Source organism: Moraxella caprae DSM 19149 (genome assembly GCF_000426885.1).
Taxonomy (GTDB): domain Bacteria; phylum Pseudomonadota; class Gammaproteobacteria; order Pseudomonadales; family Moraxellaceae; genus Moraxella; species Moraxella caprae.
The window spans coordinates 42,601-65,003 of the sequence record NZ_AUGF01000006.1 but is presented as its reverse complement, the minus strand read 5'-3'; the positions used below and the strand labels follow the sequence as shown (position 1 = coordinate 65,003).

General features: G+C 45.2%; 21 protein-coding genes, 1 tRNA gene and 1 pseudogene. 13 read left to right on the top strand and 10 right to left on the bottom strand.

Annotated features, from left to right (window positions below; all coding sequences use genetic code 11):
• Positions 1-4: 4 nt before the first annotated feature.
• Positions 5-685 (bottom strand): carbonic anhydrase family protein, encoded by a 681-nt coding sequence (locus K941_RS14465; protein WP_084137649.1) that lies wholly within the window; start codon positions 683-685, stop codon positions 5-7.
• Between the two features lie 710 nt (positions 686-1,395).
• The gene (locus K941_RS0102220; protein ID WP_029102324.1) at positions 1,396-2,577 is read right to left on the bottom strand and encodes an acyl-CoA desaturase; all 1,182 of its coding nucleotides are present in this window, start codon (positions 2,575-2,577) and stop codon (positions 1,396-1,398) included.
• A gap of 261 nt (positions 2,578-2,838) precedes the next feature.
• On the opposite strand from K941_RS0102220, the gene K941_RS0102215 reads away from it, so the two are divergent.
• Positions 2,839-3,597 (top strand): TetR/AcrR family transcriptional regulator, encoded by a 759-nt coding sequence (locus K941_RS0102215; protein WP_029102323.1) that lies wholly within the window; start codon positions 2,839-2,841, stop codon positions 3,595-3,597.
• Between the two features lie 9 nt (positions 3,598-3,606).
• On the opposite strand, the gene K941_RS18065 is transcribed toward K941_RS0102215, so the two are convergent.
• Both K941_RS18065 and K941_RS17470 read right to left on the bottom strand, forming a co-directional pair.
• Positions 3,607-3,792: a type II toxin-antitoxin system HicB family antitoxin gene (locus tag K941_RS18065; RefSeq protein WP_228130353.1), complete on the bottom strand. Its 186-nt coding sequence runs from the start codon at positions 3,790-3,792 to the stop codon at positions 3,607-3,609.
• A 131-nt stretch (positions 3,793-3,923) separates the two neighbouring features.
• A complete protein-coding gene (locus tag K941_RS17470) occupies positions 3,924-4,127 on the bottom strand; it encodes a hypothetical protein (protein WP_208854346.1) in 204 nt (67 codons plus the stop codon).
• Positions 4,128-4,369: 242 nt separating this feature from the next.
• Between K941_RS17470 and K941_RS14455 the strand changes: the two genes are divergently transcribed.
• On the top strand, positions 4,370-5,077 hold the full coding sequence (locus K941_RS14455) for a ParA family protein (protein WP_051225804.1): 708 nt from the start codon (positions 4,370-4,372) through the stop codon (positions 5,075-5,077).
• Positions 5,078-5,166: 89 nt separating this feature from the next.
• Here the strand turns inward: K941_RS14455 and K941_RS0102200 are convergent, their stop codons facing one another.
• From K941_RS0102200 to K941_RS16690, 5 genes are all read right to left on the bottom strand, one after another.
• Entirely contained in the window at positions 5,167-6,561 is a 1,395-nt protein-coding gene (locus K941_RS0102200; protein ID WP_029102322.1) for an APC family permease, read from the bottom strand.
• Positions 6,562-7,074: 513 nt separating this feature from the next.
• Entirely contained in the window at positions 7,075-9,150 is a 2,076-nt protein-coding gene (gene ligA / locus K941_RS0102190) for an NAD-dependent DNA ligase LigA (RefSeq protein WP_029102321.1), read from the bottom strand.
• A gap of 96 nt (positions 9,151-9,246) precedes the next feature.
• Positions 9,247-10,125, bottom strand: coding sequence for a cell division protein ZipA C-terminal FtsZ-binding domain-containing protein (locus K941_RS0102185; protein ID WP_036387268.1), 879 nt, complete (start codon positions 10,123-10,125; stop codon positions 9,247-9,249).
• 126 nt (positions 10,126-10,251) lie between these two features.
• Positions 10,252-11,214 (bottom strand): ferrochelatase, encoded by a 963-nt coding sequence (gene hemH / locus K941_RS0102180; RefSeq protein WP_029102319.1) that lies wholly within the window; start codon positions 11,212-11,214, stop codon positions 10,252-10,254.
• Between the two features lie 133 nt (positions 11,215-11,347).
• Positions 11,348-11,488: an oxidoreductase-like domain-containing protein gene (locus tag K941_RS16690; RefSeq protein ID WP_228130352.1), complete on the bottom strand. Its 141-nt coding sequence runs from the start codon at positions 11,486-11,488 to the stop codon at positions 11,348-11,350.
• Between the two features lie 149 nt (positions 11,489-11,637).
• Here K941_RS16690 and K941_RS0102175 point away from each other — a divergent pair, with 149 nt between their 5' ends.
• From K941_RS0102175 to K941_RS14450, 3 genes and pseudogenes are all read left to right on the top strand, one after another.
• On the top strand, positions 11,638-11,955 hold the full coding sequence (locus K941_RS0102175) for a BolA family protein (RefSeq protein ID WP_029102318.1): 318 nt from the start codon (positions 11,638-11,640) through the stop codon (positions 11,953-11,955).
• Between the two features lie 45 nt (positions 11,956-12,000).
• Positions 12,001-12,393: a hypothetical protein gene (locus tag K941_RS0102170; RefSeq protein ID WP_029102317.1), complete on the top strand. Its 393-nt coding sequence runs from the start codon at positions 12,001-12,003 to the stop codon at positions 12,391-12,393.
• A gap of 130 nt (positions 12,394-12,523) precedes the next feature.
• Positions 12,524-13,416: pseudogene (locus K941_RS14450) on the top strand (DMT family transporter).
• 56 nt (positions 13,417-13,472) lie between these two features.
• Here the strand turns inward: K941_RS14450 and K941_RS0102160 are convergent.
• Positions 13,473-13,949, bottom strand: coding sequence for a DUF302 domain-containing protein (locus tag K941_RS0102160; RefSeq protein ID WP_029102316.1), 477 nt, complete (start codon positions 13,947-13,949; stop codon positions 13,473-13,475).
• A 132-nt stretch (positions 13,950-14,081) separates the two neighbouring features.
• On the opposite strand from K941_RS0102160, the gene K941_RS0102155 reads away from it, so the two are divergent.
• From K941_RS0102155 to rpoB, 8 genes are all read left to right on the top strand, one after another.
• Positions 14,082-14,157 (top strand) — tRNA-Trp (locus tag K941_RS0102155).
• A gap of 59 nt (positions 14,158-14,216) precedes the next feature.
• Positions 14,217-14,726: a preprotein translocase subunit SecE gene (gene secE / locus K941_RS0102150; RefSeq protein ID WP_029102315.1), complete on the top strand. Its 510-nt coding sequence runs from the start codon at positions 14,217-14,219 to the stop codon at positions 14,724-14,726.
• A 36-nt stretch (positions 14,727-14,762) separates the two neighbouring features.
• Positions 14,763-15,296 carry a transcription termination/antitermination protein NusG gene (nusG, locus tag K941_RS0102145; RefSeq protein ID WP_029102314.1) on the top strand — a complete coding sequence of 178 codons (534 nt, stop codon included), beginning with the start codon at positions 14,763-14,765 and terminating at the stop codon, positions 15,294-15,296.
• A 179-nt stretch (positions 15,297-15,475) separates the two neighbouring features.
• The gene (rplK, locus tag K941_RS0102140) at positions 15,476-15,907 is read left to right on the top strand and encodes a 50S ribosomal protein L11 (protein WP_029102313.1); all 432 of its coding nucleotides are present in this window, start codon (positions 15,476-15,478) and stop codon (positions 15,905-15,907) included.
• Entirely contained in the window at positions 15,907-16,608 is a 702-nt protein-coding gene (rplA, locus tag K941_RS0102135; protein ID WP_029102312.1) for a 50S ribosomal protein L1, read from the top strand. The genes rplK and rplA overlap by 1 nt, the downstream gene beginning before the upstream one ends.
• A gap of 316 nt (positions 16,609-16,924) precedes the next feature.
• Positions 16,925-17,428 (top strand): 50S ribosomal protein L10, encoded by a 504-nt coding sequence (gene rplJ / locus K941_RS0102130; protein WP_029102311.1) that lies wholly within the window; start codon positions 16,925-16,927, stop codon positions 17,426-17,428.
• A 72-nt stretch (positions 17,429-17,500) separates the two neighbouring features.
• Positions 17,501-17,875 (top strand): 50S ribosomal protein L7/L12, encoded by a 375-nt coding sequence (gene rplL / locus K941_RS0102125; protein WP_029102310.1) that lies wholly within the window; start codon positions 17,501-17,503, stop codon positions 17,873-17,875.
• A gap of 371 nt (positions 17,876-18,246) precedes the next feature.
• Positions 18,247-22,353, top strand: coding sequence for a DNA-directed RNA polymerase subunit beta (gene rpoB / locus K941_RS0102120; RefSeq protein WP_029102309.1), 4,107 nt, complete (start codon positions 18,247-18,249; stop codon positions 22,351-22,353).
• The last annotated feature ends 50 nt before the right edge of the window (positions 22,354-22,403 follow it).

Below are 22,403 nucleotides of genomic sequence, written 5' to 3'. Positions count from 1 at the left end.
GCTTTTATAGCCATTGCACTTGCTCTGAGCATGGTGGGGTAGTAAGTGAGTCGTTATAAGCATAAGTTTTGCTGTCTTTGGGCATGATGGTGGAGACATCAAAGGCGGATAGTGTGCCTTTGTATCTGCCATCTTTGGATAGGTCGGTTAGGATTTTACCAAGGTCAGCATTGGTCGCTCCTTTTTCTACCAAGACGCCAACCACCGCCAAACCGCCATTGGCATTTTGGTGAACAAAGTGAATCTCTAATGGATAAAACGCATTCATCACGGTGTGTTCACTAGGTACATGGTAGTGAAATTGTAGCAATTTATAGTCCACGCCATTGACATTTGGGGTGTTTTTGTCATCTTTGACATTAAAGACGATGGTGTGACCGTTGTTTTCAACTTCAAAATCGCTGGCGGTGTAGCTCGGGGTTAGGGTGAAGTTGCCTTGTGAGTCAGGACGTGGCTTGACTACGGTGTCGATGTTAATGGGCGACTGCTCTACGCCTGTGCCACACAGTTTGTTCACTTCTAGGTCGCCCCATTTTTCTGGATGGGCATAGTCCCAGCCGTGGTCATGGTCGTGATGATGGTCATGGCTATAAGCATGAGCGTGTTCAGGCTTGACGCTTTGGGTGGTGGTACAAGCAGATAAGGCTAGGGCAAGTACGCTGATGGCAAGAGTAGGCTTTAACATAAGAGATTATTTTGAGCAAAATTAAAACAACTGTCTTTGGTTGAAAACTCTTACATTATATCCTAAATTTTACCTATGCGTTACCCATTTATCCCATAAAAAAACATCTCGAACTTAATAGTAATAAATAGAAAAAATTTTATTATATATCAATTCATTATTCATTAATGATACATATCCCAATCTCCATTCCACTTATTTTAGTACCTTATTTTCAACTTGACATAAATGACTGATTTGTCAAGGGCAAATGTAACTTACCCCTACAATTCAAAAAATAATTATTAGACTTCCTGCAAAACCCAAAATAAGGAAAACCGTTCGTGGTGAGCTTGTCGAACCATAACGGTTTATATTATAGTCAATAAGTTACTAGGGTATGTTGAACATTGATGACATTTTATAAAACAAGATGAGAATTTGACAATATCAATCAATTTTTGCATGAAAAATGGCTATCCGACCGCTTAATCATGTAGATTTTTAAGATTTTTAAAACTTAATCTCTTAAAATTAAGTGGTCGGATTGTTTGTCATAATAAAAACTTGTCTGATAGAAAACTCACAGCCTTTGTTTTTTCCTTGAAAAACGTGCGATTTTTCTTATTTTGCATTGCAAATACCAATGTTCAACACGCCCTATTTTAATTTGAGATTGGAGTAAAGAGAGTAAACCTAAATCTACTCTCTTAATGGGTTAATCTGCCCAATCAACCCTTAACAGTTTTACCTTTTAATTGCATAAAGGCTTGTTCTACACGTTCACTGTGGTCACGGATCTTTTGTTCCACTTGGGCGAACTGTTCTTTTAGGTATTCATCAGCTTCATGCAAGCGGTTAGCAAATTCGGTGCGTTTTAGCTCCATGGATTTGGTTTTAAGGGCGTGCCATTCTTCCACGGTATTGGTAAAGGCGTCGTATTCGGCACTGATTTTATCTTTAAACAGCATGAGCCTATCATCTAAGGACAAATCCCCACCTGCAATGCGAGCTTCGGCACGTTTAAACTGCATGGTAACTTCGGCGTGCTTGATGGTTAGGTCATCGACCGTTTTTAGCTCTTTGGCAAGACCGATTTTAGACAAGCCTGCGATGAGCCATTTGGTTGGGTCGTATTGCCACCATTTGACCCCGTTACGATAGTCGTATTGGAAATAATGATGGTAGTTATGATAGCCTTCGCCCCAAGTAAAAATCGCCAAAATCGGGTTGTCACGGGCGGTGTTTTCATCAGTATAAGGGCGTGTGCCGAACATGTGGCACAGCGAGTTGATAAAAAAGGTAAAATGATGGGTCAGCACCATACGCAGTAGCCCCACGATGATAAATGCCCCGAGCATGTCGCCAATGATAAGCCCGACAGCACTTAGGATGATGACATTGGTCAGTAGCACCCACAGTCCATAATGCTCATGTTGGTGTACCAGCACCTTGTCTTTTTTTAGGTCAGGGATGTTTTTGTAGTCGTATTGACCGCTGGGGTATTTTTTTAACATCCACTGCATGTGGCTAAACCAAAAACCACGACGTGCCGAGTAGGGGTCATCATATTCATCATCGACACGGCGGTGATGGACACGATGTCCTGAACACCAGTCAAAGGCAGAGCTTTGTACCGCTAAGGTCGCCCCGATGAGCAAAAAATATTTGACAACAGGGTGGGCTTCATAGGACTTATGGGCAAATAAGCGGTGATAGCCTGCGGTGATAGACAGCCCCGTCCACGCCATAAACAGCGAAAAGGCAATCCACAGGGCAGGGCTGGTGTCATGCGTCCACAGATACCACGGCACCAAAATCAAGGCGAGCAAGGGCGTGCTGATAAGAAAAACAGCAGGCACCCAGTTAATGGGGGGATTTTCAAAATCTTGGGGGTTGTGTTTGGCAGTCATGGTGTTTTCCTGTGTTGCCTGTTTTGGCGTGCTATTATACATGAATTTGCTAAAGATGTGAACGCCCATACACAAAAAATTTATTAAAAATGAACATTTGTTAAGCAATAAAAAGTGATTGTTTTTTAATAATTTTTTATCAAAATTTTGGGAATGAATGGTGTGTGGTAGGGTGGTTGTTTTTAACATATTTCACAATGTTTAAAATTTTGTTATAATTGAGAGAATTTTACATTTTTTGCCCACTCAGGGAATAAAGACATGAGCAGTCGTAAAGAACAGTTTGAGCACCGAGAGCGGCAGATTTTGGCGACTGCTGAACAGTTGTTATTAGAATCAGGCGACTATGATTTGACCTTGGACAGTTTGGCACGCCATTTGGATTTGGCAAAGGGGACGTTGTACAAGCATTTTGTGAGTAAGGATGAGTTACTGCTAAGACTACTCATAGAGTACGAAAAACGCTTGTATGAGATGAACGCCATCGATGACGGAGTGGGGGCGGGCGTGGCTCGCATGGTGCTACAACTGCTTTTGCGTCCACAGCGAGCGATGATGTTTCACCATCTAGAAGACAAGCTGTCATCGACAGCATCGGGGCTAAACCGTCTGTTCGGTGAGCTGTATAAGATTCGCCGTGAACGCATGAAGCGTATTTATGAGATTGCCGAGCGGTATCTGTCTGAGCAGAACAGCACCATGGCAACCCGAGATTTTTTGGCAAGCATTTGGGCGTTGGGACAAGGCGGGGCAGGGCTGTTCAATTCTAGCTTTTATCAGCGTTATCTGGGTGACAGAGACACCTTAAAGTATGCCTTTGTCGTGCAAATGCTGGACTTACCAAAACTCTACACCCAGGACATTGTCCAACATGCTGTTAAAGACCCCAATCAAGACACTGCGGTCAAGCCAATATCGTCACAGATAAACGACGAGACGGACATTGCCCCCACCAGCGATGAGCAAGCCCCTGCTATCACGCCCAAGCTGATTAAGCCATTAACACCGCCTTTGGTGTGATTTTAATAATCAGGCAAAGCCAACTTCACGGCTGAGTGTTTCATTAATCCACTGGTTTAGGCTAATACCCTTGGCGGTAGCAGTTTCTGCGATTTTTTGATGTAACTCTTTGGGTAGGCGTGTGACAAATTTGCCACTGTACGACTGATAAGGGCTAATGCCCTGTTCTTGACATACATCTAAAAAGGCTTGCAGGGATAAAGCCCCTTGTTCATTGAGACCATCTACGCTGTCAGCATAAAAATCTGCCCCGCCATTTAATCCGATAAACTCCCCCGCGAAACAGTCCTAACTCACTATCAAAAGTGATTAAGGCTTTATGATTGTTAATTGTCGTTGTGTTCATGAGTCTGCTCCTGTTCGTCGGTTTGTTTGTCTGCGTATTCATCTGTTTGGCTGTCGTCATCTAATGGTGTGATACCCATGCCATCAAGCCATTTTCTAATGCTCATAACCGCACCTTTGTCAGTATTTGGGCTTGGGTATGGGCGATGAAAAACCATGACTTGCCCGTTTAGCACCACAGCCATGCGTGAGCCTGCTCGCTCAGAGATGCTACAAATAAGGCCTCAATGTCCTTAAATTTGATGTTGGCGGATATGGGATTTTTAAAAATGGCTTGTAGGGTCTTTTGGTGTTTCTTTTGAATGATATCATCTCATAGTATCATTTTATGATAAACCTAAGTAAAAAATAATGCAATTGCATTTACCCCTGATTTTCGGTACAATCATTCATCACCAATAACCACACGACAATTAAGGATTAATGCATGCTCACCATTCTCACCGCCAACCAAAAAGGAGGCTGTGGCAAGACATCAATCAGTCTGACCCTAGCTGTCGCCTTGGCTCATGAAGGCTATAAAGTCGCCATCGCAGACGCTGACCCCCAAAAGTCCGCCTTGCGTTTTTTAAAATACCGCCCCGATGACGTCACGCCCATCATGGGCATTGACTGGCGAGACAGCGACGACATTGGCGATTTGCCTAAAAAGATAGACAAAGCCAAGCCTGATGTTCTCATCATCGACGCTCCAGGGGCGGTGGCAGGCGAGCGTGCCGAACGGCTTATTGGCGAGTGTGATTTGATGTTTGTGCCGGTGTTGCCGTCCTTTTTTGACATAGACAGCACCAAGCGATTTTTAAAGAACATCGCCGACATCAAGCGAGTCAGAAAAGGCAAAGTGGACGTTCATCTCATCGCCAACCGCATACGCCCACAGCTCATGGATGGGGGCGTGCCAAGCGACAAACTGTTGGCGATATTTGATGAGATAGGGCAACGCCCTTTGGCTTATATCAGTGAAAAAAGTGCCTACGCTCAGCTTGCCGATGACGCCCTAACCATCTTTGACAAGACACAAAAGCCCTATCAAGATGCCAAAGGGCAATGGCAACCGATATTGGCACTCATCAAAAATAAGCTGTCAGGCAACGGCAAATGTTCGGGCATGAGTACGGACGGCAGTTGGTTTTAGGTTTATTTGCCCTTTTTAATATTGGCAATTTAAATTTAACAGCCCACAAAAAATCCCGCCATAAGACGGGATTTTTATCAAGCAGATGATTATACATCTTCTTCGTTATACTGAGGAACAGGTTTTTTAAAGCCGTGTGTTTTGATAAGTAGCCACACAAAACCCACCGCCGCCCACGACAAGCCCAAAGTAAACGCTTGTTGTTCTGATTCGTGAAGCATCCACGCCACCGTAATAAAGCCAAGCACAGGCACGATGACATAATGAAACAGCTCTTTGGCGGTCTTGGTGCGTTTGTCACGGATAGCATATTTAGCAATCACCGACAAATTGACAAAAGCAAAAGCCACAAGTGCCCCAAAGCTAATCATATTGACCGCCGCATCAAGATTGACAGAACCTGCAGTCAATGCCACAAGACCTGCAATGATGATGTTATTGACGGGGGTAAAAAACTTAGGACTGATTTGCCCAAAGATTTTTTTGCTAATCACGCCATCACGCCCCATCACATACATAAGGCGTGATACGCCTGCGTGTGCTGAAATGCCAGACGCCATTACCGTAACAATGGCAAAACCTAGCACCCAACCTTGAAACACCGCACCGCCAACAATTTTCAAAATGTCAGGCTGTGTGCCTTCTGCCACCGCATCACCAAAATACGCCAACGCATCACCTGGGAAGTAGATTTGCATAAAATAAGTGCTGATGATAAAGATAATCCCTGCAATCAAAGCGGTCAAAAATATCGCTTTGGGCAAAGTATTTTTGGCGTCTTTGGTTTCTTCGGCAAGGCTTGACAAGGCATCAAAGCCTGTAAAAGAAAAGCACAAAATGGTCGCCCCACTAATCACCGCTGACAACTGGGTCATCTCATTCCAAAATGGCGTCATACTCCACAGCTGATAAGCATTGGTCGCATCAATGAGACCATCGGCGTTACGCCCAGCTTCAAGCTGATTAAAGGTCATCCACACAAACACAGCAATAATGGCAAGCTGTACAAACACAATCCAACTGTTAAAATACGCCACCACCTTTGAGCCAAAAATATTGACCCCTGTCATCAAAGCGGTCAATGATACCACCCACACCCACGCATTAATACTAGGGAACAAGGCTTCTAAATAAATCACCGCCAGCACAATATTGACCATTGGCGAGAGCAAATAATCAAGCCAGCTTGACCAGCCGACCATAAAGCCTATCGCAGGGTGAATGGATTTTTGGGTATAAGTATAAGCAGAACCTGATGACGGATACGCCTTAATCATATTACCATAACTGATAGAAGTGAGCAAAATGGCAAACAGTGCAAAAATATAGGACATTGGCACATGTCCGTGACTGGCGTCCGAGACCTGACCAAAAGTATCAAGCAAAGTCATCGGCTGAATATAAGCCAAACCAATGATGATGACGTGCCATAGACCAAGATTTCGCCGCAATTTTGCAGCTTGGGTAGTAACAGGTGTACTCAACGTAGAGTCCTCCAAAAAGCGTGCGTAAACGCAAAACTTCAGAAAAGGCGTTGGGGGTGCTAATACTGTTATCAAACGTACTTTTGGCAGATAAAATCTGTTAGCGGGCGTGTTTGAGATTTGATTAAGCTATCAACTCCGAGTTAAAAAATGATTGACCGAAATGGCAATCTCTTTGCAAATTTTTACAGACGTAAAAAACGGCTAATTTTACCCCAAAAATTGACCCATGCCAATGCGTTTTTAAAAATTTCATTTATATCTAACAAGATTTTTGTAACATTGATGGGTTTTTAATCAAAAAAATCCACATAAAAAGTAAGTCTTTATTTCTAAAATATGTCTAAGTTGTAAATAGTGTTATCAAGCACGCCCTAGGTAAGCGTTTTTGACATGATAAATTTGTCATGATTTGACATAAATATCGTAGGGGCAAATTGCAATTTGCCCTATCTGATTTTAAAGCAACAATTTACCAAACGTTTTAATCCTTTATCAATACATAACCAATCCTCACACCTGCCCATGCTCGGCAAGCAGTGCCATAAACTCATCTTCGCCCACCACACGCACGCCAAGCTCATTTGCCTTATCTAGCTTAGAACCTGCCCTCTCGCCTGCCAGTAGTACGCTGGTTTTGGCAGACACTGACCCTGAGACTTTAGCCCCCAACGCCTGCAAGTGGGCTTTGGCTTCGTCTCGCCCCATTGCTCCAAGTGTGCCTGTTACCACCCACGTTTGTCCGTCAAGGGGGGCATTGCCTGTATCCTTGATGACCGCTTGCCAATGCACGCCCAACGCCACCAAATCATCCACCACCGCCATGTTATGCTCGGCACGGAAAAACTCATGGATATTTTTGGCGGTAATCTCGCCAATGTCCATCACCTTTAACAGCTCGTCTACGCTTGCCGATTGTAATTTATCAAGCTCGCCAAAATGCTCGGCTAAGTTTAATGCCGTACTCTCGCCCACCCCACGAATGCCTAAGGCAAAGATAAAGCGTGGCAGGGTTGTAGCTTTTGATTTGTTAATGGCGGATAACATATTGGCAACCGACTTTTCGCCCAAGCCTTCTAGGTTTTGTAAAACTTCCACCTTATCCGCCAAACGATAAATGTCCGCCACAGTCTTAATTAGTCCCATATCAAAAAACTTAATGAGCCACTGCGAACCCAAACCGTCAATGTCCATCGCCTTTCGTGAAACAAAATGTATTAAAGCTTCTTGGGCTTGGGCGGTGCAAACAAGTCCGCCCGTACAACGTGCCAAAGCTTCGCCGTCTGGTAGCACCACGGGCGAATCACAGACAGGGCAAGCGGTCGGCAAATGTATCGCACGCATGTTGTCATCACGCAGATCACTCATCACGCCTGAGACTTTGGGAATCACGTCCCCTGCCCGATGAATGCTCACAATGTCGCCTATCATGACCCCAAGCCGTCCAATCTCGCCAAAGTTGTGCAAGGTAACGTTGCTCACGGTAACACCCCCGACATTGACAGGGTCAAGTTTGCCCACAGGGGTAAGCTGTCCTGTCCGTCCCACTTGCCATTCTACGTCCAAAAGGCGTGTCGTGGCGGTCGTGGCAGGGAATTTGTAAGCGGTTGCCCAACGTGGTTCACGACTTAAAAAACCCAAATCATCTTGTAGGGCAAGCAAGTTTACCTTAACCACCATGCCGTCAATCTCAAAGGGCAAATCATCTCGCCCTGCTATGGTCGCTTGATAAAAGTCATCAATATCTTGTAAATTTGCCACGACTTTAAAGGGCGACACATCAAACCCCTGCGACTGCAAAAAGCTCATCGCCCCGCTTTGGGTCGTGATGTCATCGGGCAAGCCTTGATTGATCGAATAGCCATAAAACGCCAATGGACGGGCTTTGGCAATGGCAGGATTTAGCTGACGCAATGACCCTGCGGACGCATTTCTGGGGTTGGCAAATGTTTTCTCGCCACGCTTTTGGCTTTCATTGTTTAATTTTAAAAATCCTGCTTTTGGCATTAACACTTCGCCACGCACTTCTAAGAGCTTAATGTCCCTGCAATCATCAAGCACCAGTGGCAAGTTACGAATGGTGCGGACGTTGTGCGTGATGTCTTCGCCCACCCGTCCATCCCCACGAGTTACGGCTTGACTAAATACGCCATTGATATATTTTAAAGACACCGCCAAACCATCCAGTTTAAGCTCCATTTCAAATTCGGGATTTTGGTTTTTGCTGTCCAAACGGTCATTGACACGGCGGATAAAATTTGCCATGTCATCGGCATTAAACACGTTACCAAGCGACAACATAGGCAAATCGTGTGTGATTTGGGTGAAAAACGGCAAGGGCGTATCGCCCACGTTATCGGTCGGGCTGTCGGATTGTTTTAGCGTGGGAAAATCATTTTCTAGCTCAATCAACTTGGCACGCAAACTGTCATATTCGCCGTCTGTAATGGTTGGGTTGTCTAGCACATAATAGGCGTGGTTATGGCGTTTTAGGGCGGTGATGAGCTGTCGCATTTGGGCGATAATCGCTTTATCGTCATTGGCAGGTGTATTGGCAGATAAGTTGGCAGAAGTAAATAAATCAGTCATGGTGTTTTTAGGATTTTAATTGAATAATTTAAAAATAGGTAAATTTTAACGTTTAAAAAACCGCCCTATCAAAGACGGCTTTTCAATCATGGTTGATTAACGGTAATCAGCAACTTTGGCACGCAGTTTTGCCAAATACACCCCGTCTAAGATATAGCCTTCATCATCATGCACATCGGCATTGATGTCTTTGGCTATCATCTGAGCGACCGACACCATGCTGTCAAAACCACGCAAGGCATGGGGGTGTGGCAAAGACAAGAACAACGATAATGCACTAAAATGACTGTCAGTTAAGGTGTTTAAATCAAAGCCTTCCACCGAACCGTCATAGCCCACACCCAACATGCTAAACCACAGCTTGCCCGTGCCGTCTTCACGCTCATAACGATGATACATGTTCATCACGCCATATTTTAGCCCATAGGCTCTAACGATATCAAGCACCGCCCTGCCTGAGAGTCCATTGTATTGGTCTTTGGGGGTGATGACGACCGTGACTGTCTCTTGGGCGTTGAGCAAGGGGTCGTTGTCTTGGTCAAAGGCTTGCTGTTCTTCGAGATGACGGTCAAGCACAGGCGAGTTTTGGACAAAGTCACTTGACGGCTCGGTAAACCGCTCTTTTTTAATGGGTTCATCGGCTAGTATGTCGGCATCATCATCTTGGGGGGCGTTATGAGCATTAGGGTCTTGGCTTGCGACCATGGCAAGGCTTGACAGGGCGTCCGCTTTGGCCTCATCAGCCAGCTCTCGCCCTGATTTGACAGGCTCGGCACTGACCGTCTCATTTTGGCTCTGTGTTTCCACTGATAGTGCCGACTGCCCCCGCTCATCTCGGGGCAAAATCGGCAAACCGTCCTTGTACGCCAATGTCTTGGTATCGCCTTCAAAATCCTTGGCAAGCATACTGCGGATAATCAACCATAGCCCCAGCAAAATGACCAATACAATGACTATCGTCAAAAAAGTACTCATAGCACCAAATCCCAAAAATCTTTTTCAAATAAATTTTGTTAGTTTATCACGCCTGCTTGATTTAGTCATCTACTTTGGCGGTAAAATTTTGGTATTTGAGTATAAAATTGGCATAGCAAAGCACACTCACAAATACCGCCCCACCATGTCCGCCATGAGCTTGATATGTCGCTCATCGGTATTTAGGGCAGGGATATATTGATACGACTTACCGCCAGCGTTGATAAAGTTATCACGGTTCTCCACCGCCAGCTCTTCTAAGGTCTCCAAGCAGTCAGCAGAAAAGGCAGGGCTTAGCACTTGTACTGATATGCCTTGATTGCCCCATTCGGTCAGAAGCTCATCGGTGTAGGGTTTGAGCCATTCTTGGGCTCCAAAGCGTGATTGAAAACTGATTGCCCATTCATGCGTGGCTAGCCCTAACTCGCTTGCCACTAGCACTGCTGTTTTACGACACTCATCGGCATAAGGGTCACCCTTGTCAGCATAGGGCTTAGGAATGCCGTGAAAGCTCATGAGTAGTCTGTCCGCTCGCCCATGCTGTGCCCAAAATTTGCGGATACTGTCCGCCAACGCCTGTATATATAACGGGTGGTCGTGATAGTCTCTGGTAAACTGCACGGCAGGCATATTACGCTTTTTCATGCAATACTCTGCCACTTTATCAAACACCGCCCCTGTGGTCGTTGCCGAATACTGTGGATACAACGAAAAGACGATAAAGTCATCATAGCCTTTGTCTTGTAAATCCGCCATGACCGCCTTGATGTTAGGATTGCCATAAGTAGTCGCAGGGACAACAGGGACGTTTTTGCCCTGCTTGGCAAGGTGGTCTTGGAGCAGGCTTGCTTGCTGTTTTAAAATCGCTAGCAGGGGCGAGCCGTCTTTTGTCCACACGCTTTGATACGCATGAGCGACACGTTTGGGACGAGTGGTTAATACAAACAGATTAAGGATAATTTGCCAAATAAAGGGCGGAATCTCAATCACCCGAGTATCGGACAAAAACTCACGCAAATAACGGCGAACCCCCTGTGGGGTTGGTTCGTCAGGCGTGCCTAGATTGACAAGGATAATGGCGGTTTTCATGAATGTTTATCATTTAAAAGTTTAACTTAGTTTATCATTTTTTGGAAAAATTGCGAGAATTATTTGACAAATTTTATCATTGAGAAATTTAATGAAATTTTAATCATCTTTGGATAATCTCATAAAATCCCAATCACTCATTTTTATCAATCACATGACCCCATTTGGCATCATAATCCGCCTTTTGCATTTTATAAATTTCAAATACACACAGCTCATCACAGCCATTATCACAGCATTCATAATCTTCGGGCGGTTCGGGTGGGGGTGGAATGCCGTTTGAGATTTCGGTTTCTAATGAATGGTCGCTTATAATGGTCTTCCGCGGTTTAGGTAAATGATTTTTGATAATTATTTTGATAAATGGTATTATACCCCCTAATTAAGCCTTTTTAAACTTTTTAAACAAATAAAAGCCACATCATGAACACCCAAACCGCCCTAACCCATGCCCTAACCGCCCTGCACCCCACGCACATAACCTTAGATAACGAAAGTCATATGCACGCAGGGTACTTTGACGGTAAAGAGAGTCATTTTAAACTCATCATCGTCAGTGATGAATTTGTCGGCAAACGTCTGGCGTCTCGTCATCAGCTTGTCTATGGTTTGGTCAACCCCTATCTGACCACACAAGGCGGTACGGTACACGCCCTTGCCATTCACGCCTACACGCCTGATGAATGGGCAAGCCTATCATCTGCCCCAAACAGCCCCAACTGTGCCGGACAAAATAAATAATCCCAGCCTTTATACTTTACACACCCTTTTTAAATAGGTATCTTTATGAAAAAAACACTCATCTTACTGACAGTTGTCGCTGTCTCTCTCACAGGCTGTGCCACCACCAACATCGCCCCCCAATACGTCAATCCTGCCAATTATCAAGGCCATGATTGCACCGTCCTACAAAGCGAAGTGGCACGCATTAGCCAAACCGCCAAAGCCACCGAAAATCAAAACATCGGACTGTCCGCCACAGGTATCGGCATTGGTCTTGCTGGCGGTCGTGGCGGTATCTACCCAACCATCAGTGTGGGGGCAGGGCTTGGCGGTGGGGCAAGACAAGCCAAAACCAACACCCTAGCCAAACTCTATGGCGAGCATGATGCGATGATTGTCGCCGCCCGTCAAAAAGGCTGTGCTTTTGCTCAAAATGTCAAGATTTATGGCGAGTAATTAGAGCGTACCTGTCTTTTATATTTGCAATAAAAAACAAGATTTGGTCATGTAGTTTATTTCTACAATATTTCTAAAATTGACATTATGTGATAAAGGCTCAACACGCTCTAGTTAAAAAGGACTTGCCATGCCCCACGCAAACACCTCCAACACCCAAAACCTATTTTCCATGATAGGCTTGGTCATCGGCTGTGTGCTGTTTGGGCTTGGCAGTCTGATTGTCGCCCATGTGGATGGCGTGGGGGCGTATGCCATGGCGTTTTGGCGACTGAGTGTGTCGGCTGTGATATTTTTGTCGCTTGCCCCGAATTTCGCCAGCCGTTTCCTGGTTCACGCCGTGCGGTGGTTTTGGCACTCATCTCAGGCGGTGCGTTGGGGCTTGATTTGGGGCTGTGGCATGAGAGCATCTATGCCGTAGGGCCGGGCATTTCTACTTTATTAAACAGTTTGCAGATTTTCTTTTTGGCGTTCATCGCCTTTCTTTGGTTTGGCGAAAAACAGACCAAATTACAACTGTTTAGCTTAGTGCTTGCGTCCATTGGCGTGGCACTCATCGCAAGCCCTGAATTTGCTCACAACTCGTCCGCTTTGTGGGGTTTTGTATCGGGTATTTTGTCAGGGGCGTTTTTGGCGGTGTCCATGTCCTTTGTCAGACGCACGCATGAAGTGGCAGATGTGGCGATTTTTCCCATGATGACTTTGGTGGGCGTGGGCGGTACGTTGGCTCTGTTGCCACTCATGCTGATGTTTGATGTGGGCAAAATCATGCCAACCACACTGCCCGAATGGGGCTGGATATTGGTCTATGGGGCGGTCATGCAGTGCATGGCGTGGGGGCTGATTGCGTATTCTATCCCAAAAATCACCTTGTCTTTGACGGGGCTGTTGCTTTTGACTGAACCTGTTGCCACGCTCATCATTGATTATTTTTGGCTAGATAAACCGATTAACGCCATGCAATGGGGTGGGGCGTTTTTGGTGATGTTCGCCATTTATTTGGGTTCGCCTAGAAAGGGGTAGTTAAAAAACGGCGGTAAATTGGGCAAGGAATTTACCCAATTTACCGCCGTTTTGAATTATTGTCCCAACACCGTTTTAATCAACTTTTCGGCATTGGCAAGGGTATTTGCCACATCAGACGGCTGTATTTGACTACCTTTAATCAGCTCATTGGTAGGGGTGTAGATGACTTGCACTTGTCCGTTTGTTTCGGTGATGAGTACTTTTAAGGGTAGCACTAAGGCAAACGCAGGGTCTTTTTGCATGAGTGGCGTACCTGCTTTGGGGCTGCCGTAGATAAGGACGGTGGCAGGTTGCATGTTCATGCCAACTTCTTGGGCAGATTTGGCGTGGTCAATGACGGCAAACACGGTCATGCCCTTGCTTTCAATGGTGGATTTTAGGCGATGAACGGTGGTATCAAAATCATAAGGACTGTTTAGGGTGGCGTGGGTCATGGCGATGGCTTTTGTAGGTTCGTGAACAGGATTGGTGGTGGCACACGCACCAAGCGACAAGGCTAGGGCGAGCAGGGGTAGGGCGAATATTTTCATGATAATTTCTTAAAAATAAAAATATCCTAACACCAAATGAGGTGAAAGTAAAGCCAAAAATTTTAGTAAAATTTTAAAAAAATACTTGCAAATGCCAAAAATATGTATATAATAGCAGTCCTTAACACCCTTAGGCGACTGGCTCAATTGGTAGAGCAGCGGACTCCAAATCCGCAGGTTGGGGGTTCGAGTCCCTCGTCGCCTGCCATCTTTTTATTTCCCCCTTTTTTTTAATCATCACTTCCTTATTTTAAGGAAATCTTTTGCATGAGCGACAATAAGAATAATCCCCAAAACGACACCAAAAGCGATTTAGAAACTCGCTTGGCAGACGCCAAAGCCACTGCCGAGAGCCTACTAAATAAACGCAAAGCCGTTGTCGTCTCCGAAGAAAATGTCGTTGATGTGGCAACCACTCGCTCTGGCGTAGACATCGTGCTGTGGCTCATCGCCATTGTTGCTTTAATTAGCTCTACACTCATTTCTACCTATTTGCCACGTTATTGGGCACCTGCCACCGAGTCAATCACTCAGCTACTTATCACGGCAGGACTTGTATTGTTAGCGGTGATTTGTCTTGCTTTTACCCATCAAGGGCGAGCCTTTAATGTATTGCTAAAAGATGCAGGCATTGAGCTTCGCCGTGTGACATGGCCGACCAAAAACGAGACCTTTAAATACACATGGCAGGTCATTGTGGTGATGATTATCGTGGGTTTTATCGTGTGGCTACTGGATAATTTATTTAATTATCTGCTTGGGTTTATTTTGCATTAATCTTATCTCTTATCGGCTTATATCATTAGGAAAATCATCATGCGTTGGTATATCATTCAAGCATTTTCAGGTTACGAAAAACAAGTTCAACGTGCCTTAATTGAACGTATCAAAAGAAGTGAGCTGTCCGAGTATTTCGGTGATGTGCTTGTGCCGACCGAAGAAGTGATTGAAATGCGTGATGGCAAAAAACGCACTGTTGAGCATAAACTATTCCCAGGTTATGTGCTTATTGAGATGGAAATGCGTGAAGATACATGGCACGTGGTCAAAGACTGCCCGAACATCTCAGGCTTTATCGGTGGTACCAAAGACCAACCTGCACCCATCACCAAGGTCGAAGCCGACCGCATTCTAAACCGTATCAACAAAGGTGCAGATGCTCCAAGACCGAAGACCATGTTTGAGCCAGGTGAAGAAGTGCTTATCATTGACGGGCCTTTTGCCGACTTTAAAGGCATGGTCAAAAAAGTGGATTATGAAAAATCCAAACTATCTTTGACGGTCAGCGTGTTTAGTCGCCCAACAGACGTTGAGATTGAATTTACAAAAGTTGAAAAAACAGTTTAATTTTTTATAAAAACCTGTTATAATAGTCTTTTAGCTCTGGACAGATGTTCGGGGCTTTTGATTGACAGACAAATCAGCACCGAGCTGATTGTCATTTAGGTGAATTTGAAAGCATTTTCAGATTTGAACATCATGGGGAGCTATTTTAGCGTTATCACCCACCATTGGAGAGTATTCTCATGGCAAAGAAGATTGATGGCTACATCAAGCTACAAGTGCCTGCTGGCAAAGCAAATCCATCGCCACCTATCGGTCCTGCTTTGGGTCAAAAAGGCGTGAACATCATGGCGTTCTGTAAAGAATTTAACGCCGCTTCTGCAAACATCGAACCAGGTCTGCCAATTCCTGTGGTTATCACTGTATTTAATGACAAGTCATTTACGTTTGTGATGAAGTCACCACCTGCGGCAGTATTGCTACGTAAAGCAGCTGGCATTGCCAAAGGTTCTGCTGTTCCTAACAAAACCAAAGTTGGTACAGTAACTCGTGCTCAACTAGAAGAAATTGCCAAAACCAAAGAAGCGGATTTGACCGGTGCTGACCTAGACGCAGCGATACGTACCATCGCTGGTACTGCTCGCTCAATGGGTCTTAATGTGGAGGGTGTGTAATGGCTAAGCTAACCAAGCGTCAAAAGCTAATTGCTGAAAAAGTAGATAGCAACAAACTATACACCATCGAAGAAGCGGTTGAGGTTCTAAACAGCCTACCTGCCTCTAAATTCAAAGAGTCTATCGACATCGCCATCAACCTAGGTGTTGACCCACGTAAATCAGACCAAGTGGTTCGTGGTGCGACCAACCTACCTGCTGGTACTGGTAAAACCAAACGTGTTGCGGTATTTGCCCAAGGTGCTGCTGCTGACGCCGCTAAAGAGGCAGGTGCGGATGTTGTTGGCTTTGAAGACCTAGCAGAGAGCATTAAAGCGGGCAACCTTGACTTTGATGTGGTCATCGCTTCTCCTGATGCGATGCGTGTTGTTGGTCAGTTGGGTACTGTATTGGGTCCACGCGGCTTAATGCCAAACCCAAAAGTTGGTACAGTCACTGCCGATGTTGCTACTGCGGTTAAAAACACCAAAGCAGGTCAGGCTCAGTATCGTGTAGATAAAGCAGGTATTATCCATGCTTCTATCGGTCAAGTAGGCTTTACTGGTGAGCAAATCGAGCAAAACGCAACTGCTCTACTAAATGACCTAAAACGTGCTAAACCAGCAACTTCTAAGGGTATTTATATCAAGAAGATTACGCTATCTAGCACCATGGGTCCTGGTCTTGCCATTGACCCAGTACCACACCGTGCCAACAAATAATCCTTGATGGATTTGGGCGAAAAATCACAAATTGCTTGCTTTTTGAGATTTTTCGCTTATAATGGTGCAATTTTGTGACAAGTTACCCGTATGACTTACTCATAAAAACAGATTTTAAGACATTAGCTCAGCACAACGGGTTGTGCTGTCTAAGACCGTAGGTGTTGGTGGTTATTCTTAAACATCAGCCTAATGAATGGGTAAAATCATTCGCCTACGCAGACGGTGAAAATCTCGCCGTATATTCGGTGCAAGTCTTTATTTATATTGGCTTGTAAAATTAATTATCACTTAGTGATAAATATGGAGACAACCCATGGCACTAAATCTTCAAGACAAACAAGCAATTGTTGCTGAAGTAAATGAAGCTGCCAAAGTTGCCCTATCTGCTGTTGTTGCCGATTCTCGTGGCGTGACAGTGGGTCAGATGACCGAACTTCGTAAACAAGCTCGTGCAGCAGGCGTTGAGATGCGTATCGTACGTAACACGCTACTACGTCGTGCCTTAGAAGGTACTGACTATGCTTGCATGAATGATGTTTTCGTAGGTCCTACCTTGATTGCATTTTCAAATGAACACCCAGGTGCTGCGGCACGTCTGTTCAAGGAATTTGCCAAAGGTAATGACAAGTTCGAAATCAAAGGTGCAGCTTTTGAAGGCGAATTTATTGATGCAAAATCTATTGATAAACTCGCAACCCTGCCTACTTACGACGAAGCGATTGCACGTCTGATGGGTACCATGAAAGAAGCCGCAGCGGGCAAACTGGCTCGTACACTTGCCGCTCTTCGCGACAAAATGGAAGCCGAAGCCGCTTAATCTTAGACATCGGTTATCGCTTTTATTTAATCAAACTTTTTATTCAATCTTTATTTCATAGGAATAATTGCTATGTCACTAACTAACGAACAAATCTTAGATGCTATCGCAGCTAAATCAGTTATGGAAATCGTTGAGCTTATCTCTGCGATGGAAGAAAAATTCGGTGTATCTGCTGCTGCTCTAGCTGCTGCTCCTGCTGCTGGTGGCGACGCTAGCGGTGCTGCTGAAGAAAAAGATGACTTCAACGTTGTTATCACTTCTGGTGGCGACAAGAAAGTTGCTGTTATTAAAGTAGTGCGTGAAGTTACCGGTCTAGGTCTAAAAGAAGCCAAAGACCTGGTTGAAGGTGCACCACAAACTATTAAAGAAGGTGCTTCTAAAGCTGAAGCTGAAGAGCTTAAGAAGAAACTTGAAGAAGCTGGTGCTTCTGTTGAACTTAAATAATCTAAGTTTAACCGCTTAACTCATTTTTCTTAGATTGATAATCATCAATTTAACACAAGAAATTTGATAAAAACCCCATTTTGTTATTGCAAGATGGGGTTTTTTACTGTATAATTGGGTATTTGACCTTTTGTGTTAGCACGGTCTTTTAAGCTGGTGTCAGCACACTTCAAAAAGGACAAACGCTCCCTATGCACAAGCCATATTTTCAAAGTTTTTGATAAGCTAAATGCGATATCGTGTTTGGCGTGTTTTTGTGTCTTTGATATTTAAAAATGTAGGGCAAAAGAGCGGTGGTTAATTTTTTGAAGGCTGGTAGTTTTCTGGTACTCAATCAGAGTGCTTTTCTTAGTTTAACGTAAGGATTCTTAATGGCATATTCTTATACTGAAAAAAAACGTATTCGTAAAAGTTTTTCTCGTCTGCCTGATGTGATGGACGTGCCGTACTTGCTCGCCATTCAGGTGGATTCTTACGAGCAGTTTTTACAAGAACACAAAAAACCTGCTGCCCGTGCCAACATCGGTTTGCAAGCAGCGTTTTCATCAATTTTTCCTATTACCAGTCATTCTGGCAATGCTGAGCTACAATACGTTGAATATTATCTGGGTGAGCCTGAGTTTGATGAGCGTGAATGTATCATGCGTGGCTCAACCTTTGCTGCTCCCCTACGCGTCAAAATTCGCCTAGTAGTCAAAGACAAAGACGCCAAAGACAAAGAAAGCAAAGCAGCAATTAAAGACATTCGTGACCAAATCGTGTACATGGGTGAGATTCCGCTCATGACCGATAATGGTACGTTCATCATTAATGGTACTGAGCGTGTGATTGTTTCACAACTTCACCGTTCACCCGGTGTGTTTTTTGACCACGACAAAGGCAAATCGCATTCTAGCGGTAAGGTACTTTATAACGCCCGTATTATTCCTTATCGTGGTTCATGGCTTGACTTTGAATTTGATGTCAAAGACTTGGTGTATGCCCGTATCGACCGTCGTCGTAAATTGCTTGCAACCATCATCTTGCGTGCCATTGGCATGAATACAGAAGATATTTTGTCTACATTCTTTGAGACTGTGGATGTCTTTAAAGGTGATAACGGTTTTGAAGTTGAGCTTGTACCTGAGCGCCTACAAGGCGAGATGGCACAGTTTGACATTGTCTCGCCTGAAGGCAAGGTCATTGTTGAGCAAGGTAAGCGTATTAACGCCCGCCGTATTAAGGAAATCCAAGCGTCTGGCATGACCAAATTGGCGGTGCCTGACGAGTATTTGTATGAGCGTATCCTTGCCGAAGACGTGATTTATCATGATGAAGTGCTTGCCCGTGCCAACAGCTTGATTGACCATGAATTGCTGGTTAAGCTGGCTGATAAGAACATCAAAGGCTTTAAAATCTTGTTCACCAATGACATCGACCACGGGGCGTATATCGCTGATACACTGCGTGCTGACACGATTACCACGCGTGAAGAGGCGCTCATTGAGATTTATAAGGTCATGCGTCCAGGCGAGCCGCCAACCTTGGAAACTGCCGAAAAACTGTTCGAATCGATGTTTTTTAGCCATGAGCGTTATGACTTATCAAACGTTGGTCGCATGAAGTTTAACCGTCGTTTGGGCCGTGATTTTGTAGACAGCGACAGTATTGACGTGCAACGTGAGCAGGGCGTGTTGTCCAATCAAGACATCATTGATGTCCTAAAAGAGCTGATTGAGATTCGTAACGGTCGTGGTGAGGTTGATGATATCGACCATCTAGGTAACCGTCGTATTCGTTCGGTGGGCGAGATGACCGAAAACCAATTTCGTATCGGTTTGGCTCGTGTGGAGCGTGCGGTCAAAGAGCGTCTGACCGTTGCCGAATCTGACAACTTATCGCCCCAAGACTTGATTAACTCTAAGCCTGTGGCGGCGTCTATCAAAGAGTTTTTTGGTTCATCACAGCTGTCTCAGTTCATGGACCAAAATAACCCCCTGTCAGAGATTACGCACAAACGTCGTGTCTCCGCCTTAGGTCCTGGTGGTTTGACTCGTGAACGTGCAGGCTTTGAGGTGCGTGACGTACATACCACGCATTATGGTCGTGTGTGTCCGATTGAAACGCCCGAAGGTCCAAACATTGGTTTGATTAACTCATTGGCGGTCTTTGCCAAAACCAATAACTTCGGCTTTTTAGAAACGCCTTACCGTCGTGTTGTAGATGGCAAAGTAACCGATGACATCGAATACATGTCCGCCATCGAAGAAGTGGGTACGGTTGTTGCCCAAGCAGACTCGCCCATGAATGAACACGGCGAGCTGACCGAAGAGATGGTGATGGTGCGTTATCATGGCGAATCGGTGCGTATGAGTCCCGATAAAGTAACGCACATGGACGTCTCGCCACGTCAGGTTGTGTCGGTGGCGGCAAGTTTGATTCCGTTTTTGGAGCATGATGACGCTAACCGTGCCTTGATGGGTTCGAACATGCAACGTCAAGCCGTACCAACCTTGCGTGCTGACAAACCGCTTGTGGGTACAGGCATGGAGCGTCACGTGGCTCGTGACAGTGGCGTGTGCGTGGTTGCCAAGCGTGGCGGTGTGATTGAAGATGTTGATGCCAGTCGTATCATCGTGCGTGTCAATGAATCTGAGATGACCGCAGGTGAGGCAGGCATTGATATTTATAACCTTATCAAATACACTCGCTCCAACCAAAACACCTGTATCAACCAACGTATTATTGTCAATGCCGGCGACGTGATTGCTCGTGGCGACATCTTAGCTGATGGTCCATCTACTGACCTAGGCGAGCTTGCTTTGGGTCAAAACATGCGTGTGGCGTTCATGCCGTGGAATGGTTATAACTTTGAGGATTCTATTTTGCTCTCTGAGCGAGTGGTGCAAGAAGACCGTTTCACCACGATTCATATCCAAGAGCTGACCTGTGTGGCTCGTGATACCAAGCTTGGACCAGAGGAGATTACAGGCGATATTCCAAACGTAGGCGAGGCTGCTCTATCAAATCTTGATGAAGCGGGTATCGTTTATATCGGTGCCGAGGTAGATGCAGGCGACATTTTGGTGGGTAAAGTAACACCAAAAGGCGAAAGTCAGCTGACGCCCGAAGAAAAACTGCTACGTGCCATTTTTGGTGAGAAAGCGGCGGATGTCAAAGACACGTCTTTGCGTGTGCCATCATCAACCAAGGGTACGGTCATTGACGTGCAAGTCTTTACCCGTGATGGATTGGAAAAAGACAGTCGTGCCAAGGCTATTGAAAAAGCCATGCTTGATGACTATCGCAAAGACCTAAAAGAAGAACTTGTGATTTTTGAGGCGGCAGCACGTGGTCGTATCATCACACTATTAGATGGCAAAAAAGTCTCAGGCGGTGCAGGCTTTAAAGCAGGCACGGTGCTGACAGGTGCTGACATGGAGAGCTTGCCCTTGGAGACTTTGCTTGACATCCAACCTGCCGAAGAAGAGATTTCTGAGCGTCTAACTCAAATTGCTGAGTATCTAACTGATAAGCAAAAAGAGATTGATGAGAAATTTGCTAAGAAAAAAGCCAAACTAACCGCAGGCGATGACCTAGCTCACGGCGTACAAAAAATCGTCAAGGTCTATCTGGCGGTAAAACGTCGTATCCAACCTGGCGATAAAATGGCAGGTCGTCATGGTAACAAGGGTGTTGTCTCTCGTATCATGCCCGTTGAAGACATGCCTTATGACGAAAACGGCAATCCTGTGGACATCGTGCTAAACCCACTGGGTGTACCATCTCGTATGAACATCGGTCAGGTGTTGGAGACGCATTTGGGGATGGCGGCACGTGGCTTGGGTGATAAGATTAATGCCATGTTACGCTCGCAAGCCGCTGTTGGCGAGTTGCGTGAATTCTTGGATAAGATTTATAACCAAGTTGGTGGCGAGCAGGTGGATTTGGACAGTTTGTCCGATGAAGACATCCTAGCCATGGCTGAGAATTTGCGTGCTGGTGTGCCAATGGGTACGGCGGTCTTTGATGGTGCCAAAGAAACCCAAATCAAAGAGCTGTTGGAGCTTGCAGGGCTTGATAAATCAGGTCAGCAAACGCTATATGACGGACGCACTGGTAAGAAGTTTGACCGTCCTGTCACGGTTGGCTACATGTACATGCTAAAACTTAACCACTTGGTTGATGATAAGATGCATGCCCGTTCAACTGGTTCTTACTCACTGGTTACTCAGCAACCACTTGGTGGTAAAGCCCAGTTCGGCGGTCAGCGTTTCGGTGAGATGGAAGTGTGGGCGTTGGAGGCATATGGTGCAACCTACACCTTGCAAGAGATGCTGACTGTGAAGTCGGATGATGTTGAGGGTCGTACTCGCATGTATAAGAACATTGTGGACGGTGAGCAGTACATGAATCCCGGCATGCCTGAGTCGTTTAACGTACTGACCAAAGAAATTCGCTCTTTGGGTATTAACATTGACCTAAAAGAGAAAAAGTAATTGCTGTTAAGTTAGGTGCTTGTCTTTGATAAGCACCAGCTTGCGATGAC